We start from the raw sequence: 17,064 nt of genomic DNA, 5'->3' as shown, positions 1-17,064 counted from the left end.
GGGGTTACAACGCCGGCAACAGGAACCGGGCAAGCACCGGCAGGTGGTCGGAGATGCGCTGGGTGTCGTCCTGGCGTACTCGGGATTCAACCCGCTTCAGTCGTGGGCTGTAGAACAGGTAGTCCACCGTACGATCCGGGCCGTCGAGGCTCGGGTCGTTGGGGTAGTGGGTCAGCCAACGAGCACGGTCGACGCCACTGGCCTGAGTGTTGCTGGGGATCATCGGGTACTTGTCCCACAGCAGGTGCAGCGGGCTGTCAGCGTTGTAGGGCGCGCGCTGTTCTTCGCTCAGGCGTTGGTACTGGCTCAGGGGCAGCAGGTTGAAATCGCCGCCAATCAGCCAGGGGGTGCCGCGGCTCTCCAGTTTGTCCAGAACCTTGGCAATGGCCGTCACCTGCTTGTGCTGAGTGTCGTCGGCGCGCTGCGCACGCTCCAGATGGGTGTTCAGCACCACCAGTTGGCCGCCATCGCTCAGGGGCAGGTAGCTCAGCAGCAGGGCGTCCTTGGGCTGGAATTGCCGGCTGATGAGCGAGTGCGGGGCAACCGGCAGTTGCAAGCGTTCGGCGTGATCGATGCGGTAGCGGCTGAGGGTCGCCAGTTGTCGGCCGACGCTGCCGAAAATGTGCGGCGAGGGCACGAAGTCCGCCTTCCAGTCGTAAGCCTGGGTGCTGCAGGGGTAGAGGTCGGCGAGCCGCTCCTGCAGGAGTTTGAGTTGATCCTGGTAGGCGCTGGCCTTGGCGCCGTTGTCCACTTCCTGCAGCAGCACCAAGTCCGGCTGTTCGTCACGAATGACCCGGGCCACTTCGTCGAGGCTGAAGGCCATGTCTTCCAGGGTCGGACGTTCGTCCTCGCCCCGGGCCTGGTCGTTCCAGAACACGTAGCGCTTGCCCGCCAGGTACTGCAGGTTCCAGGTCATCACCTTGAGTGCCTGGCCCGGCACCAGCGGCGTGGCCTGGGCGCTGCAGCTGACCGTCAGGGTTTCCTTGGGCAGAGGGCGCCAGGTCAGGCTGTAGATCAGGCCGGTCAGTACCAGGCCGATCAGGAGCAGGCTCAACAGGGTGATGCGCAGTAGACGGGTCATCGGCTCGGCTTATGGCGTTGCAGGATGGGCCGGAGCATAACCGAGTGCGCGGCCGTCACCCAAGGGGTAGAGCGGCCGCAAGGTGAATCAGCGGTTGTCCGCTGGCTCGTTGATGAGCATGAACAGGCGGAACAGCACCACGCTGGTGAACAGCTGCAGGAAGCTGTAAGCGCTGTCGATGGCCAGTGACAGGATCGGGTTGTGCGGATCGGGATAGGCGGCTTCGCTCGCCCCCTTGAGCAGCCACAACGGGGCCATGACCGCCAGGATGCACAACAGGATGCGCAGGAAGTGCCCGCGGCTCAGGCGCAGGCTTTCCTTGATGGCCGCCAGGGGCGCCAGGCCCTTGAGCACCAGCAGGTACTCGGCGAAGGCCAGCACCACCATCAGCCACAGCCCCGGCAGCAAATACAGCGACAGCCCGAGCAGAATCAGCAGCGTGCTGACCGCCGTCAGCACGGCGAAGCGCGGCCACAGGCTCAGGGCCATGGCCCAAAGATCACGGTTGCGGGGCAATTCCCCCCGGGTGCGGGCGTCGAGAAACAGGATCAGCGCGCCGGTGTACAGCGGATAGAGCAAGAGCCCCACCACCACGCTGGAGCCGGGAAAGGCATTCTCGCCCAGGGCGCTGCTGACGCCTTGTTGCAGCAGCGCTTCGAGAATCACCAGGGGCAGGCACAGTTGGGCGATGCGGCCGAAGTTGCGTTGGAAAAAATAGAAAGAGTCGCGCAGAACATCTAACGGAGTCATTGATGGGGATCGCAGTTGACCAAGCGGTTGAACACTTTAACCGAAGCTGGCCCCTCGGGAGCAAACGTAAACCTTGAGTAAAGACCATTGAAAGTCGTCGCCCCAACCCCATAACTGGTGCGTACCGCGGCCCTGTGGGGGCACGGACCAGATTTTTACCGGCAATCTAAAGAGGTCGCCATGAACAGCGAAGAGCAAACCCTGATCGATGGACTGTTTTCACGGTTGCAACAAGCCGAGACGGACTCAGCTCCACGTGACGCCCAGGCCGAAGCGCGGATCAAGGAACACCTGATCCGCCAGCCTGCGGCCGGGTATTTCATGACCCAGGCGATCCTGGTGCAGGAGGCTGCCCTGAAAAGCCTCGATGAGCAGAACAAACAATTGAGCCAGCAAGTGCAGCAGTTGCAGGCCGAACTGCAACAGGCTCGCTCCCAGGCCCGCGCTGCGGCTCCGGCGGCCAGTGGCGGCTTTCTGTCGAGCATCTTCGGCGGTTCCCGCGAGCCGCAACCGGCTCCCGCGCAGGCCCCGAGTGTGGCGCCATCCTCCGGCGGTGGCTGGCGTGAGCCGTCCCGTTCTTCCTTTGGCGCGCCTGCGCAGCAGAGTTTCGGCGCCCCGCAGCAGAACTATGCGCCGCAACCGGCACCGGCCGCCGGTAGCAGCTTCCTCGGCGGGGCTTTGAAAACCGCTGCCGGCGTGGCCGGCGGGGTGATGCTGGCCCAGGGCATCAGCAGCCTGTTCCACAGCAACCAGCAACCTCAGGAAGTTGTTGAAGTCATCAAGGAAGAACCGGCACCGGCCAGCGACAACAGTGGCTGGGGCAATGACGATCAGCGGCTGGCCAACAACGACTCCTGGGGCAACAGCGACCAGGGCGGCTTCAGCAACGCCGATTACGGCAACGACGACAGTTCGTTCTTCTCCGACGACGATTCCTTCGTCTGAGGCTCCGTCGGTCCGGGGCAGGCGCCTGCCCCGGACCGATTATTCGCGGAACATTCCTTGTGACTGGCATACTGGGCGACTTTTCGGGTCTTGAGCCCCGTTCCAGCCCTTGCGCTGCTGCGCCATGAGGATTAGCGGTGAAGAAAATCGCGGTGTTCGCCGACGTCCAGAACCTCTATTACACCGTCCGCCAGGCCTATGGTTGTCACTTCAACTACGCGGCGCTGTGGGCGGATATCAGTAAGGAGGGGCAGATCGTCGAAGCCTATGCCTATGCCATCGATCGCGGTGACAGCAAGCAGCAGCAGTTTCAGCAGATCCTGCGCAACCTGGGCTTCACGGTAAAACTCAAACCCTATATTCAGCGCAGCGATGGCTCGGCCAAGGGCGACTGGGACGTGGGCATCACCATCGACATCATGGACGCTGCTGCCCAGGTCGACGAAGTGGTGCTGGCCTCCGGCGACGGCGACTTCGACCTGCTGCTCGAGCGCATCATCCACAAGCATGGGGTCAGCGCGGTGGCTTATGGCGTGCCGGGTCTGACTGCCAATTCGCTGATTCGCGCCGCCACCCGCTATGTGCCGATCGAAGGCGCCTTGCTGCTGAAAAGCTGATCATTTTTTATACGGAGCTGCACAGGTTTGGAACGTATTGCCGTCATCGACTTTGAAACCACCGGGATCTCCCCGAGCAGCAGTTGCCGGGCCACGGAAATCGCCGTGGTGATTCTTGAGCAGGGGCGCATCGTCGAGCGTTACCAGAGCCTGATGAATGCCGGCGTGCGGGTGCCGGGCTTTATCGAACAACTGACCGGCATCAGCAACGCCATGCTGCGCAGCGCCCCGCCAGCGGAGCAGGTGATGAACGAGGTCAACGAGTTTGTCGGCACCACGCCGTTGCTGGCCCACAACGCGGCCTTCGACCAGAAGTTCTGGGATTTCGAGCTGGGGCGGATCAAGCGCACCCGCTTGCAGAATTTCGCCTGTTCCCTGCTGCTGGCCCGGCGCCTGATGCCGGCGGCGCCGAACCACAAGCTGGGCACCCTGACCTCATTCGCCGGCTTGCCCCACACCGGTCAGGCGCACCGGGCCATGGCCGACGCGGAAATGGCCGCCAACCTGGTGGCGCACCTGGCCGGCGAGCTACGCCACAAGCATGGCTTGCGTGAACTGTCCCACGACTTCCTCTGCAAGTTGCAGAAGGTCCCGGCTGCCAAGATCCCCGAGCACCTCAGGCGCCAGCGCGGTTTCTGAGGCAGAGCTGCGGCTCACTTGCCGTTGTTTTCCAGTTGCCCCAGGGGGACACGCCGTTCGATGGCGCTGGAAAGCACGATGGAAGTCTTGCTGAAACCGAACTGGGCCACGCGGTTGATCAGTTCCTCCAGCTCCGGCATCGAGCCCACGGCGGCCTGCATGATCACGCAAGGATCTCCCGTCACCCGATGACACTCGGTGAGCTGGGGGATCTTGATCAGTTCGTCATAGTTCTTCTGGTTGCCATGCTGGGCCAGGCGCAGTTCGATCACGCACTGGATCGGTAACCCCACCTTGGCCATGTCGACCTTGGCCTGATAACCGGTGATCACGCCGCTGGCCTCCAGCTTGGCCACGCGCTCGGCCACTGCCGGCGCCGAGAGGTTGACCTTGCGCGCCAGCTCGGCATAACTCGCCCGGCCGTTTTCCAGCAGGCTGGCCAGGAGCAAGCGATCGTATTTGTCCATGGAAGGCCTCTGATAGGTACGACTTTCGAAAGCACGGCATATAGCCCTGAACTCCATGCTTTGGAAAGTGTACTGCCGTTATAAACAGGTTTTGTAACTTAAGTTCCCCGGGTCGCCTTTCTAGAATAGTTCTCCCCCTGCCTGCTCCGAGCTGCCTCCCATGCCTGGCCAAAGCCGTTTTCCCTTGCCGTTGATCGCCGCCTTTTTTGCCCTGTACGTGATCTGGGGGTCGACCTATCTGGTGATCCGCATCGGCGTCGAGTACTGGCCACCGTTGATGCTCGGCGGCGTGCGTTTCATCATCGCCGGCAGCTTGATGTACGCCTTCCTGCGCTGGCGCGGGGTTCCGGCACCGACCTGGGCGCAATGGAAGGCCGCGGGGATCATCGGCGTGTTGCTGCTCAGTTGCGGCAACGGTGCGGTGACGCTGGCCGAACACTCCGGGGTGACCTCTGGAGTGGCGGCCCTGGCGGTGGCCACGGTGCCTTTGTTCACCTTGCTCTGCGGCTATTTCTGGGGGGCACGCAACACGCGTCTGGAGTGGGCCGGGATCATCCTTGGGATGATCGGTATCGGCATGCTCAACCTGGGTTCCAACCTGCAATCGAGTCCGCTGGGTGCGGCCTTGTTGCTGTTCGCGGCGGCGGCCTGGGCCTTCGGTTCAGTGTGGAGCAGGCACCTGCCGCTGCCCCAGGGGGCCATGGCCAGCGCTGCGGAAATGCTCGTCGGTGGCGTGGTGCTGATGATCGGCAGCGTCTTGAGCGGCGAGCATCTGGACGCCATGCCGCCCCTGGAAGGCTGGTTGGCCCTGGCCTATCTGGCCGGCTTCGGGTCGATCATCGCCTTCAACGCCTACATGTACCTGCTCAAGCACGTACGGCCGGCCGCGGCCACCAGCTATGCCTACGTCAATCCGGCGGTGGCGGTGCTGCTGGGGATCGTCTTTGTCGGTGAAACCATCGGCATCGAGGAGGGCCTGGCCATGCTGGTGATCATCAGCGCGGTGGTGCTGATCGGCCTGCCCCAGTGGCGCAAGCCGAAAGCCGCTCCTCAGCAAGAGGTTGTCTGATCAGCCTGCCGGTGGTTGGCCGGCAAGCTTCTGATCCAGAAAATCGCCGATCAGCTTTGCCACCTGCCGGTGGATGCCCTGGCGATCACCGGCATCGCCATCGCGGCAGATAATCTCGTCCCCAGGTGCCTCTTCCTTGAGCAGGGCCACGGCGCCTGGCTTGCAGACTTGCATGAAACTGAAGTGGCTGGCATTGGCCAGGACCTCATAGCGCGAAGGCGGGGACGCCAGATGGGCGTTCAGATAGCCCGACTCTTCTTCCACGGGCATGTCCGCGATGTTCACTCCGGCCCCCAGGACCAGGACCGGTGTGTGCAGCGTCGACAAACTCTCGGGGGTAAAGCCGCGGGCGAACCCCAGGTCCAGCGCAACGACGGCCTTGACTCGCGGGTCCCGCAGATCGGCGCTCAGCGGGCCTTGATTGTGCGCGGTGATCCCCAGTTCGGGAGCTATTTGGCAAAGGCGTGGATTGGGATGCAGCCGGCATTCCTCCAGGTAACGTTGCGGGCTGTAGCGGGCGCCGGCCAGCGCGGTGACCGTCCAGCCACCCAGGGAGTGGCCGATGGCGGCGATGCGTTGCGGGTCGACCGGGCCGGCCAGGGTGTTATCGAGGGTGAGCTTGTCGATGACCCGGCTCAGGTCGCGCGGGCGTTCCCAGAGCTTGGCGGCTTCTGCAGGGCGTTGGTCGAATGTGGTGGTGCCCGGATGGTCGGGGGCCGCGACTATATAGCCTTGGTCCACCAGGCTCGATACCAGCCAGCTGAGATTGCGCCAGTTGCCGCGATAGCCATGGGACAGCACCACCAGCGGATGGGCAGAACCGCTAGGGGCGGCATCCTTGATGGTCGCTACACCCTGGAAAATCGGGTTTTCAGCCGATGGCAGGAGGGGGGCGGTGGTCGTGGTGGGGTACCAGAGGGCGACATGCAGGGGGCGCTGCTGACTGGCGTCCGCCAGCGTCACTTCACGAAAGCCGATGAGTTCGGCGGCATGCACCAGGGGCAGGTGCAGGCAAAGGCCCGCTAGCATCCATGCGGACAGGGCAAATTTGCGCATTCAGATCTCCATTGGCAAAGCATCGGTGTTCTGCCAGTGGGGGCGCGCTTTGGAGGAATCGACGGCGTTCAGCGGCAGAGGGTGGACGACGACTGATGGCAGTCGCCGTCCATCCTTTTACCTGAAGTGGCCGGGAAAGGGTGACCGGATTGCGGAGCAAGCGGTCACGCCTCTGGCATCAGTTACAGGCGCCGGCGTCGCGCCAGACCTTGCCACTGCCTTCACCGCCGACGGTGGCAGCAGACGGCTCGTTGCCTTTGGTCCACCAGCGGGCGATGTAGTAGCGGCCGTTGTGGCTGACCTTGTCATTGGCCAGGTAGGTGCCTTGACGGCTCCAGGCGCCCAGGCAACCGGCCGGCGTTTCCACGATGTCGGCCAGCACGGTCACACTATGGTCACGGCTGACCGTATGGCTGCCGTTGCCCAGGTTCAGGGTGAAGCGGTAGCTGATGTCCTTGTCGCTCTTGGGCGCGACAAAGGTCAGTTTCGAACCCGAGACCTGGAAGGCGACGCTGGGCGTCACTGTCCATTGGTAGCTCAGCGCCAGACCGGCCGGGTCGCTGGAACCGGCGGCGTCCAGGGTCACTGTTTCACCGCCCTTGGCCTGACTGGCCCCGGCGATGCTCGCCAGCGGCGGCTTGACCGGTGCCGGCTTCTCGGCCAGGACCTTGACCTGATGGGTGCGGGTGGCGCTGTGCTTGCCGTTGTTCACCGTCAGGCTGACGTTGTAGGTGACATCCTGCTCGGCCTTCGGGGCGACGAACTTCATCAGGTGGCCTGCGGCGTCAAAGGCGACGTTGGGGCTGATGCTCCAGCTGTAGCTGAGCTTCAGGCCTGCCGGGTCGCTGGACCCCGTGGCGTCGAGGTACACGGTTTCTCCGGACTTGGCCTCGCTCGCGCCGCCGATGACCGCTACCGGCGGTTTGACCTCTTCGACCGGTGGCTCGACCGGTTTCTCGCCCTCGCTCTGGCACGGGCCCAGGTCACGCCAGACCTTGCCGGCGCCGTCCGGGCCGGTGGTGCTGGCCAGGCCCGGCTCGGTGCCGGAGGTCCACCAGCGAGCCTGGTACTGACGACCTTTCCACTGCACCACATCGTTGCCGACGTAAGTGCCTCTGAGCGTCCATTCTGGTTTGCAGCTGGCATCGGCGGCCTTGCCCTTGATCAGCACCTCGTGGGTCCGGGTGCTGCTCTGCTTGCCGTTGCTCAGGGTCAGGGTGAAACGGTAGCGGGTGTCGCTCTGCAGTTCCGGCGCGGTGAAGCTGATGCGCGCGCCGTCGAAGTCGAAGTCCAGGCGCGGCGAGGCTTCCCAGGCGAAGCTCAGGGCATTGCCCTGGGGATCGCTGGAGGCCGAGGCATCGAGGACGATCTTGTCCCCGGCATTGGCTTCGGTCTTGCCGCTGATCACCGCCACCGGAGGTTGACCGGCATTCACAGGCTTGAGGGACGCGGCCTTGATGTCGTTGTCGGCGCTGAATTCGCCGTCGGCCAGCAGGGTCCAGGCGCCGTTTGCACTGTTGCTGCCATAGACCTGATAACCCTTGATGTTGCCGCTCAGGCCGGCGTCCTGGCGCGGCAGGTAGTGCAGTTGCGAGAAGCGGCTGTCGGCCCCCAGGTCGATCAGTATTTCATGGGGGTAGCGCGCACCCGCCGCCGTGCTCCAGTAGGAGTTGGGGTTGCCGTCGATGGCGTGGTTGCCGACCGCTGCGCCAGGCACTGCGCTGCTGGTGGACATGACCTTCCAGCTATCGCGGGGCAGGGCCTTGCCCTTGGCATCCACCAGCAGCAGTTCGGCGACGCTGGCGTTGTCCTTGCCGTCCACCGCGGAGGTGGCGACGAATTTCAGGTAGCGGCCCTGGGCCGTGTCCTGGGTCAGACCGTAGGCATGGCCTTCAAGCACCTGATCCTGAGTGGCCCGGTTGTCGGTGTTGATCGCCAGGTACCAGCGCCCCGGCTGCGGGTCGTTCACCCCCAGGGACACGTTATGGTTGCGTGCCGAGCGGTAGTCGTAGCTTGAGCCGCTGGGCTGGGCGCCGCGCTTGAGCAGCAACTGGATCTGGCCGGCCTTCTCGGTGAGTTCTCCGTCCACCACGGTGAATACCAGGCGCCGGGTGCCTTCGGGGACATCCACCGGGAAGTAGCGCGTCTGGCCGCTGGCCAGGCTGACTTTCTGGCTGAGGATCGAGGTACCTTGTTCCTGCTCGAGTGGTACCACGGAAGGGCTATAGGCCGACATCCGCGCTGCGTTTTCCCGCCAGACCCGGGCCATGTTGGCGGTGTCCGCGTTACCCAGCGGCACGCCGCGGCTGTCCTTGACGTCCGGGTTGGAGAAATAGCCCACATGGTTGCCGCAGAGGATGGTGCCGACCCGGCCGTTGTTGTAGCCGAAGCGGTAGCTCTTGCCATCGGAACAGTGGTTGCCGCCGATGTTGTGGCCCAGCTCATGACGGAAGACGGTGGCCGACTTGATGGAGTTGATGGTGTAGCGCCCAGGCATGTTCCCCCACCCCACGGCGGTGTCCTGGCCGGGGGTGCCCATGACGAAACTGGCCACCACGTCGGGGCTGTAGCGACGCATGCCTTCGGCGAAGACGTTGCGCACCTGGCTCAGGCTGGTTCTGGTGATGGGCGCATCCTGCGTCACCACCTGAGTGCCCACCAGGCGCAGGCGCACGCCCTGGACCTTGGACTGTTGCAAGGCACGGTTGACCGAGGCCACCTGGACCAGGGCGTAGGCTTCGTGGTCACCGATATAGTCGGCGGCGGCCTGGGAGAACCCGGCCAGCAGGTCGATCACGGTTTCGCCCTGGACGTTGCGGTTGACCTGGAAACTGCGCAGGCCGCTCTGCGACTCCTTCAGGGCTGGGGTTTCGCTGCCGTCATCGGCGATGTAGTCGACGCTCGACGGGTCAAAGGCGGCTCCAGCGTCGAAGTGGATCATCGACTGCTGGCCGTTGGCGTCGCCGCGAATGATGGCATTGGCGTCCGGCAACAGGGCGATGAAGCTGCCGTCGGGGCGCGCGGCGAGGGTCATCTCTCCGGGGGCGCTGAGGGTACGGGCGCGACCCTCCAACTGGCCGGTCATGACCCGCAGGTCCTTGAAGGTATCGTCCTGTTGCGCGATCAGGCTGCGGATGCGCATCCCGGTGACCTGTTGCAGCTGTTCGGTGCCGGTTTCGGCGGCGCCGAATGGCATCGCCCTGGCGCCGGGCAACTGCAGGTTGATGAAGTGACCCTGGATCACCGTTGCGCCGAGAGCGGCATCGGGGCTGTGCTGGACGACATCGGCCTGCGCCATGCCGCCAAGCGGCAAGAGCAGGGCAGCGCCCAGGCTGGCGCCCCAAAGGCGGGTAGCGCGGGACAAGGCGGTCAATCTGAAGCTCGACATAACTATTCCTGGATAGTCTCAGCGCGGTGCGAAACCTGGCGAACAGGACCGCTAAAGCGTCCGCGCTGATGAGGTGGATAAGGAGTTTTGCCGGCGGAGGGCATCATAGGCAGGGGCGCTGCGGGCGTACATCGAACAGGGGGCTTTTCGTACCGGTCCTAGGTGCCGGGCAGGATCGCCGGAGCGGGTGGGACGGAGCGTCCAGGCCGCTAAACAACAGCATGGGGGCGGTGCCACAGAGAGGTTGGCGAGGTCACGCAGGCAGCGGCCACAGGGGCCGTCGCCTGCGCTGGGGGAAGGGGGCTGGCTGCCGGGGGCGTGAAGCCCCCGGCGGCTGTCAGTGACAGGGGCCGAGGTCGTTCCAGACCTTGCCGCTGAAGTCCGGCCCGGTGAACGCCGGATTGCCCGGCTCCTGGCCTTGGGTCCACCAGCGAGCGAGGAAGAAGCGCCCGTTGTGGCTGACTTTCTGACCGCCCAGGTAGGCCGTGCTGCGCGTCCAGGCAGCTGTGCAGCCAGGCGCCGTTTGCGGTGGGGGGGCGAGGACCGTGACGCTGTGCTCGGCGGTCGCGGTTTTCTGGCCGTTGTCCACGCTCAGGGTGAAGCGGTAGCGGGTGTCTTGCTTGAGCTGCGGGGCGTTGAAGCTGACGCTTGCGCCGTCATAGCTGAAGTCCAGTGCCGGCGTGACTTGCCAGGCAAAGCTCAAGGCTTTGCCTTGCGGGTCGCTGGAGCCCGAGGCATCCAGCAGCACCCGCTCACCGGCGTTGGCCTGGCTGCGACCGCTGATCACTGCGACAGGTGGCAGGCTGGCCTCGACTGGTTTGAGGGCAACGGACTTGACCTCGTTGTCGGCACTGAACTCGCCTTTGGCCAGCAGCGCCCAGGCGCTGGTCGGGCTGTCACCGCCATACACTTCGTAGCCCTTGATGTTGCCGGCGGTATCGTTGTTTTGCCGCGGCAGGTAATTCAGGGAAGAGAAGCCCCGCTCTGCTCCGAGGTCGATGATGATCTCGTGGGGATAGCTGGCACTGCCCGAACTCCAGTACGAGTTCGGTTTGCCATCGACGAACCACAGGCTGTTGTCGATGCCGGAGGTCTTGCCGTTGACCGAGTGGACGCGCCAGCCGTTTCTCGGCAGCGGCTTGCCCTTGGCGTCGGCCAGCAGCAGTTCGGCGATGCTGGCGACTTTGCTGCCGTTGATCGACGACGTGGCGACAAAACGCAGGTAGCGAGCCTGGCTGGTTTCCTGGGTCTTGGCGAAGACATGGCCTTCAAGCAACTGGTCGCTGGCGCTCTTGTTCTTCTCGGCTCGTACCCCGACGTACCAGCGTCCGGGCTTGGGATGGCTCACCCCCAGGGCGACGCCATGGTTTTCCAGGGAGCGGTAGTCATAGTCGCTGGCGGTGGGGCGGGCGCCGTGCTTGAGCAGCAGTTGCACCTTGCCCGCGCGTTCATGGCGCGGGCCGTGGTTGATCGACAACGCCAGGCGCTCGGTGCCCTCGGGAATATCCAGGGCCTCGTAGTGGATGACGTTCTGTTTCAGGTCGATGGACTTGCTCAGCAGCGGTGTGACTTGTTCGTGGTCCATGGGGATCACCGCCGGGCTGTAGGCGGACATGCGCTGGGCGCCTTCACGCCACAGGCGAGCCATGTTGGCGGTGCCCAGTTGGCCCAGGGGCACGCCCAGGTTGTCCCTGACATCAGGGTTGGAGTAGTAGCCCACGTGGTTGCCACACAGGATCGTGCCCACCCGGCCGTTGTGGTAGCCGAAACGGTCGCTGCTGCCGTCCGAGCAATGATCGCCACCGATGTTGTGCCCCACCTCGTGGCGAAAGGTGGTGGGCGACTTGATGTTGTTGATCGAGTAACGGCCATTGATATTGCCCCAGCCGAGCATGGTGTCGACCCCCGGGGTGCCGACAAAGAACCCGGTCACCAGATCGGGGCTGTATTGCCGCATGCCTTCGGCGAACAGGGTGCTGACCTTGCGCATGGTTCCGTCGGGGCCGGAGGTGATCGGGTGATCCTCGGCAATGACCTGGGTGCCCACCAGGCGCAGGCGTACCCCTTCGATCTGTGACTGGCGCAAGGCATGGTTGACCGAGGCGACCTGGGCCAGGGCGTAGGCTTCGTGGTCGCCGATGTAGTCGGCGGCGGCCTGGGAGAAACCGGCCAGCAGGTCGATGACGGTTTCGCCCTGGGCGTTGCGGTCGACCTGAAAGCTGCGCTGGCCGTTGCGGGTCTGCAGCAGGTTGGGCTCCTGGGCTTGCTCGGACTGCACATAGTCGATGTTGCCGGGCGCATGGGAGTGCCTGGTTTCGGCGGGGATCAGCGTCTGCTGACCATTGGCGTCGCCGCGAATGGTGGCATTGGGCAGCAGGGCGATGAAGCTGCCATCGCTGCGGGCGGTGACGACGACGTTGCTTTCACCGAATGCCAGGCGAGCGGGGCCCTGGGCCCGGCCCACCAGGACCTTGATGTCCTTGAAGCGATCGTCCTGATCCAGGCGCAGGGCGCCGATGCTCAGTCCGGTGGCCTGGGTCAGGCGCTCGGTGCTGGCGGCAGGCGCGTTGCGCAGCCTGGGATCGGGGTTCAAGGCCTGGATGTCGATGAACGGGCCGCTGATCACAGCGGCGCTGGCAACGGCAGGTGTGGCGGGTGATGTCTCGTCGGCCAGGGCCGGGTTGGCCAAGGGCATGAGCAGGACGGCACCCAGGCTAGCGGCGCGGATGGCGTCGGCCAGGGAAAGGTAAGGCAGTTGGCGGTGGGGCATAACCACTCCAGGACAAGCACAGCGCAGCGCGAAACCGGTTTTGGGAATCGCTGAATGACGGGCGCTGATGAGATGGATTCGGGAGGTTTGCCGGCGCGGTGAATCTTATGAATCGACCTGTTGCTTGTACATGTCCGCCAGGCCTTTTCGGTCACGTACGAAGCAGCGGATGCGCGGGGATGCCAAGCGGCGGTAGGGAAAGCAAGCGCTTAAAAGTGCGGTAAACTGCCGCCCATTGCCTCTTCAGTGCTGACTTTTTCCTACGGTACCCCCCATGACATTCGCCACTCTTGGCCTGATCGAACCCTTGCTGCGCGCCCTCGAAACCCTCGGCTACCAGACCCCGACCCCGGTGCAGGCGCAAGCCATTCCGGCGGTGCTGGGCGGTCGTGACCTGATGGCGGCTGCCCAGACCGGCACCGGCAAGACTGCCGGTTTTGCCTTGCCGCTGCTGCAGTTGCTGACCATGGAAGGGCCGAAGGTCGACAGCAACTCGGTGCGCGCGCTGATCCTGGTGCCGACCCGCGAGCTGGCCGAACAAGTCCACGAAAGCGTGCGTCAGTACGCCGAGCACCTGCCGCTGCGCACCTACGCGGTGTACGGCGGGGTCAGCATCAACCCGCAGATGATGAAGCTGCGCAAAGGTATCGATCTGCTGGTGGCGACCCCGGGGCGTCTGCTGGACCTGTTCCGCCAGAACGCGGTGAAGTTCAGCCAGTTGCAGACCCTGGTGCTGGATGAGGCCGACCGCATGCTGGATCTGGGCTTCTCCGAGGAGCTCAAGAGCATCTATGCCGCGCTGCCGAAGAAGCGCCAGACCCTGCTGTTCTCCGCCACGTTCTCCGACGCCATCCGCCAACTGGCCGGGCAGATGCTCAACGACCCGCTGAGCATCGAGGTCAGCCCGCGCAACGTGGCCGCCAACACGGTCAAGCAATGGGTGGTGCCGGTGGACAAGAAGCGCAAGCCGGAGCTGTTCAGCCACCTGCTGCGCAAGAACCGCTGGAAGCAGGTGCTGGTGTTCGCCAAGACCCGCAACGGCGTGGATGCGCTGGTGGAAAAGCTTCAGGGCCAGGGCGTGAACGCCGACGGCATCCATGGCGACAAGCCCCAGGCCACGCGCCAGCGCGCCCTGGACCGGTTCAAGGCCAGCGAGATCCAGATCCTGGTGGCCACCGACGTGGCGGCCCGTGGCCTGGACATCGAAGACCTGCCGCTGGTGGTCAACTTCGACCTGCCGATCGTCGCTGAGGACTACATCCATCGCATCGGTCGTACCGGCCGTGCCGGCTCCACCGGTGAGGCGATCTCCCTAGTGTGTGCCGACGAAGTCAACCTGCTGTCGGCGATCGAGATGCTCACTCGCCAGACTTTGAAGCGCCATGAAGAGCAGGACTTCGAGCCCGAGCACCGGGTGCCGGAAACCGACGCCAGTGGCCAGGTGGTGAAAAAACCGAAGAAGCCCAAGAAACCGAAAACTTCCGGCGGTGGCGGCAAGCGCAACCTGGGCAAGTGGGTGGACAGTGGTGAAGTGGCCGAAGCGCCGGCGGTGAAACCGGTACGCAAGGTCCCGGCGTTCAACACCGGGCCACGCAAGCGCAAGCCTTGATCTGAATTGTGCTGACCTCTTCGCCGGCCAGTCGGCTCCTACAATCCCCGTAGGAGCCGGCTGGCCGGCGAAGCTATTTATGGCCGGTGTTGCAGCCACTCCAGCATTCCCAGCCCGGCCCGACGGCCGCTGGCAAAGCAGGCGGTCAGCAGATAACCGCCGGTGGGGGCTTCCCAGTCGAGCATTTCCCCGGCGCAGAACACCCCGGGTAGTTGCTCCAGCATCAGTCGTTCATCCAGCGCTTCGAAGGCGACGCCGCCGGCGCTGCTAATGGCCTCGTCCAATGGGCGGGTCTTCACCAGCGTCAAGGGCAGAGCCTTGATCGCTGCCGCCAGGCGCGCCGGATCGTTGAAGGTGTCGGCGCCCGTCAGCTCCCGCAGCAACCCCGCTTTCACCCCCTCGATCCCCAACTGACTCTGCAGGTGCTTGGCCATGGAGCGCGAGCCACGCGGCTTGGCCAGGGCGGTCTGGACCTTGTCCCGAGGCTTGTCCGGCAGCAGGTCGATATGAACGGTGGCTTGCCCGTGTTGGTGGATGCTGTCGCGGATCGGCGCCGACAGGGCATAGATCAGACTGCCTTCGATGCCGCTGGCAGTGATCACGCATTCCCCCAGCCGGGGGATGTCGTCATTGAGGCCGATGGCCACGTTCTTCAGCGGCGCCCCGGCGAATTTGCTGCGCAGCAACTCGCTCCAGGCACTGACCTCAAACCCGCAATTGCTTGGTTGCAAGGGGGCTACCTGCACTCCGCGCTGTTGCAGCAGGGGCAGCCACGCTCCATCGGAACCCAGGCGCGACCAACTGCCACCGCCCAGTGCCAGCAGGGTTGCATCGGCCTCTACCGCGCGCTCGCCTTCGGGGTATTGGATGCGCAGGCTGCCGTCGGCATTCCAGCCCAGCCAGCGGTGCCGGGTGTGGATAACCACCCCGGCGTCGCGCAGGCGCTTGAGCCAGGCGCGCAGCAGCGGCGCGGCTTTCATGTCGGTGGGGAACACCCGTCCCGAGCTGCCGACGAAGGTGTCGATACCCAGGCCGTGAATCCATTGGCACAAGGCCTCGGCGCCGAACTCGCGCAGCAGCGGGGCGATGTGCGGGGCTCGCTCGGCATAGCGCGAGAGGAAGGCCGGGTAGGCTTCGGAGTGGGTGATGTTCATGCCACCGACCCCGGCCAGGAGGAACTTGCGGCCCACCGATGGCATGCCGTCGTACAGATCGACCCGAACGCCGGCCTGGCTCAGTACTTCGGCAGCCATCAGGCCGGCAGGGCCGCCGCCGATGATCGCGACGTGGGAAGTAGGGGAGGGGGACATCAAAAAGCCTAGAAAATGGGAGGGGTGGTTATTGTAAGCAATGCTCGGGAACAGCACCTGCTGGATGAGTTGCCGGCCATTGGTACAACGTCATGACCGGCAGTAACCAAGTCCTTGATTAAATCTGCACGAACCCCGTAAACGCATGAAACAGTCGCGCCGGCCAGTGCAGTCTTCATTTAAGACTACCGGTACCCATCTGGGTTATTCGACTGCCAACGCCACGTATCCTCCATCATCTCCTTCAACCCGAGCTCCGCCTTCCAGCCCAGATCCTGAAGTGCCTTGGACGGGTCTGACCAGCATTGCGCAATGTCGCCTTGGCGACGTGGGGAGAAAGTGTGGGGAATGCTGCAGCCAGAGGCGTCCTCGAAGGCTTGGATCATCTCCAGTACTGAGTAACCCACCCCAGTCCCGAGGTTCCAGGCATTTATACCGGTGTGCTGGGAAATGTAGTTCACGGCTGCTACGTGCCCTTTGGCAAGATCAACTACATGAATGTAGTCCCGAACACCGGTGCCATCGGGGGTCGGATAGTCGTTGCCATAGATGGAAAGTCTTTCGAGTTTTCCCACTGCGACACGGCTTATGTAGGGCAGTAGATTTTCCGGCAGGCCGTTGGGGTCCTCGCCCAGAAGTCCACTCTGATGTGCGCCCACCGGATTGAAGTAGCGCAGCAGGGCAACTGACCAGCGTGGATCGGCTGCTGCCATATCCTGCAGCATCTTTTCTACCATTAACTTGGAGGTGCCATAGGGGTTGGTAGGTGTTCCCAGCGGGCAGCTCTCGACAATCGGTATCTGCACCGGGTCGCCGTACACTGTGGCGGAGGAACTGAACACCAGGCGGTAGACGCCTGCGGTGGCCATGGCCTGGCACAAGGTGATGCTGCCACTCACGTTGTTCTGATAGTAGGACAAGGGTTGCTTTACGCTCTCACCGACGGCTTTCAGGCCAGCGAAGTGCAATACCACGTCAATCTCGTGCTGGGTAAAAATACGGTCAAGGATGGCGCGGTCGCAAACATCACCTTGAACGAATACAGGGGTGCGACCGGTAATTTGTTGCACGCGCTGTAGCGAGAGCATGGAACTATTGCACAGGTTATCCAGAACCACCGCCTCGTGGCCTGCTTGAAGCAATTCCAGCAATGTGTGTGAACCAATATACCCTGCACCGCCAGTTATTAAGAACCGCATAGTTATGAGCCTGTTTCAAGTGAGTGCTGACAGTCCGGCCGCAGTATTATCTGGATCTGATGGTGGATTTTGAAAAATGATACAGCACTGCCAATAGGTTTTTAACGCTTTCATTCTGACAACATAATAAAATTTTCTTGCGTCAAGCCCGATGTCCAGTGCGC

General features: G+C 63.7%; 13 protein-coding genes. 5 read left to right on the top strand and 8 right to left on the bottom strand.

Translation table 11 applies throughout. The features are described from left to right. Window positions 1-4: 4 nt before the first annotated feature. Together KHO49_RS12455 and KHO49_RS12450 are read right to left on the bottom strand one after the other, a co-directional pair. Window positions 5-1,081 carry an endonuclease/exonuclease/phosphatase family protein gene (locus KHO49_RS12455; protein WP_102882316.1) on the bottom strand — a complete coding sequence of 359 codons (1,077 nt, stop codon included), beginning with the start codon at window positions 1,079-1,081 and terminating at the stop codon, window positions 5-7. A gap of 87 nt (window positions 1,082-1,168) precedes the next feature. Next, the gene (locus KHO49_RS12450; protein ID WP_110596237.1) at window positions 1,169-1,831 is read right to left on the bottom strand and encodes a DUF7847 domain-containing protein; all 663 of its coding nucleotides are present in this window, start codon (window positions 1,829-1,831) and stop codon (window positions 1,169-1,171) included. Window positions 1,832-2,011: 180 nt separating this feature from the next. Between KHO49_RS12450 and KHO49_RS12445 the strand changes: the two genes are divergently transcribed. From KHO49_RS12445 to KHO49_RS12435, 3 genes are all read left to right on the top strand, one after another. Next, window positions 2,012-2,776, top strand: coding sequence for a DUF2076 domain-containing protein (locus tag KHO49_RS12445; protein WP_213665079.1), 765 nt, complete (start codon window positions 2,012-2,014; stop codon window positions 2,774-2,776). A gap of 137 nt (window positions 2,777-2,913) precedes the next feature. After that, window positions 2,914-3,393, top strand: coding sequence for a LabA-like NYN domain-containing protein (locus KHO49_RS12440; protein WP_102882313.1), 480 nt, complete (start codon window positions 2,914-2,916; stop codon window positions 3,391-3,393). Window positions 3,394-3,420: 27 nt separating this feature from the next. Next, a complete protein-coding gene (locus tag KHO49_RS12435; RefSeq protein ID WP_123390359.1) occupies window positions 3,421-4,032 on the top strand; it encodes a 3'-5' exonuclease in 612 nt (203 codons plus the stop codon). 14 nt (window positions 4,033-4,046) lie between these two features. On the opposite strand, the gene KHO49_RS12430 is transcribed toward KHO49_RS12435, so the two are convergent. After that, on the bottom strand, window positions 4,047-4,499 hold the full coding sequence (locus tag KHO49_RS12430; RefSeq protein ID WP_016963834.1) for an Lrp/AsnC family transcriptional regulator: 453 nt from the start codon (window positions 4,497-4,499) through the stop codon (window positions 4,047-4,049). 160 nt (window positions 4,500-4,659) lie between these two features. Between KHO49_RS12430 and yedA the strand changes: the two genes are divergently transcribed. Then, window positions 4,660-5,568 carry a drug/metabolite exporter YedA gene (gene yedA / locus KHO49_RS12425; RefSeq protein WP_102865379.1) on the top strand — a complete coding sequence of 303 codons (909 nt, stop codon included), beginning with the start codon at window positions 4,660-4,662 and terminating at the stop codon, window positions 5,566-5,568. On the opposite strand, the gene KHO49_RS12420 is transcribed toward yedA, so the two are convergent. The 3 genes from KHO49_RS12420 to KHO49_RS12410 all read right to left on the bottom strand — a co-directional run bounded on the left by KHO49_RS12420 (window position 5,569) and on the right by KHO49_RS12410 (window position 12,782). Further along, window positions 5,569-6,624 (bottom strand): alpha/beta hydrolase family protein, encoded by a 1,056-nt coding sequence (locus tag KHO49_RS12420; protein WP_213665078.1) that lies wholly within the window; start codon window positions 6,622-6,624, stop codon window positions 5,569-5,571. A gap of 178 nt (window positions 6,625-6,802) precedes the next feature. Further along, a complete protein-coding gene (locus KHO49_RS12415) occupies window positions 6,803-10,012 on the bottom strand; it encodes a discoidin domain-containing protein (protein ID WP_213665077.1) in 3,210 nt (1,069 codons plus the stop codon). 337 nt (window positions 10,013-10,349) lie between these two features. Next, window positions 10,350-12,782, bottom strand: coding sequence for a discoidin domain-containing protein (locus tag KHO49_RS12410; protein ID WP_213665076.1), 2,433 nt, complete (start codon window positions 12,780-12,782; stop codon window positions 10,350-10,352). A gap of 274 nt (window positions 12,783-13,056) precedes the next feature. Here KHO49_RS12410 and rhlE1 point away from each other — a divergent pair, with 274 nt between their 5' ends. Beyond that, window positions 13,057-14,391: an RNA helicase RhlE1 gene (rhlE1, locus tag KHO49_RS12405; RefSeq protein ID WP_102882307.1), complete on the top strand. Its 1,335-nt coding sequence runs from the start codon at window positions 13,057-13,059 to the stop codon at window positions 14,389-14,391. 77 nt (window positions 14,392-14,468) lie between these two features. On the opposite strand, the gene KHO49_RS12400 is transcribed toward rhlE1, so the two are convergent. Together KHO49_RS12400 and galE are read right to left on the bottom strand one after the other, a co-directional pair. Next, a complete protein-coding gene (locus KHO49_RS12400) occupies window positions 14,469-15,701 on the bottom strand; it encodes a TIGR03862 family flavoprotein (protein ID WP_213665075.1) in 1,233 nt (410 codons plus the stop codon). A gap of 185 nt (window positions 15,702-15,886) precedes the next feature. Next, on the bottom strand, window positions 15,887-16,900 hold the full coding sequence (gene galE, locus KHO49_RS12395) for a UDP-glucose 4-epimerase GalE (RefSeq protein WP_213665074.1): 1,014 nt from the start codon (window positions 16,898-16,900) through the stop codon (window positions 15,887-15,889). Window positions 16,901-17,064 lie beyond the last annotated feature (164 nt).

It is taken from the genome of Pseudomonas sp. RC4D1, assembly GCF_018390395.1.
In the GTDB taxonomy this organism is placed as follows: Bacteria; Pseudomonadota; Gammaproteobacteria; order Pseudomonadales; family Pseudomonadaceae; genus Aquipseudomonas; species Aquipseudomonas danubii.
The sequence above is the reverse complement of the archived record's forward strand: the minus strand, read 5'-3'. Positions and strand labels throughout refer to the sequence as shown.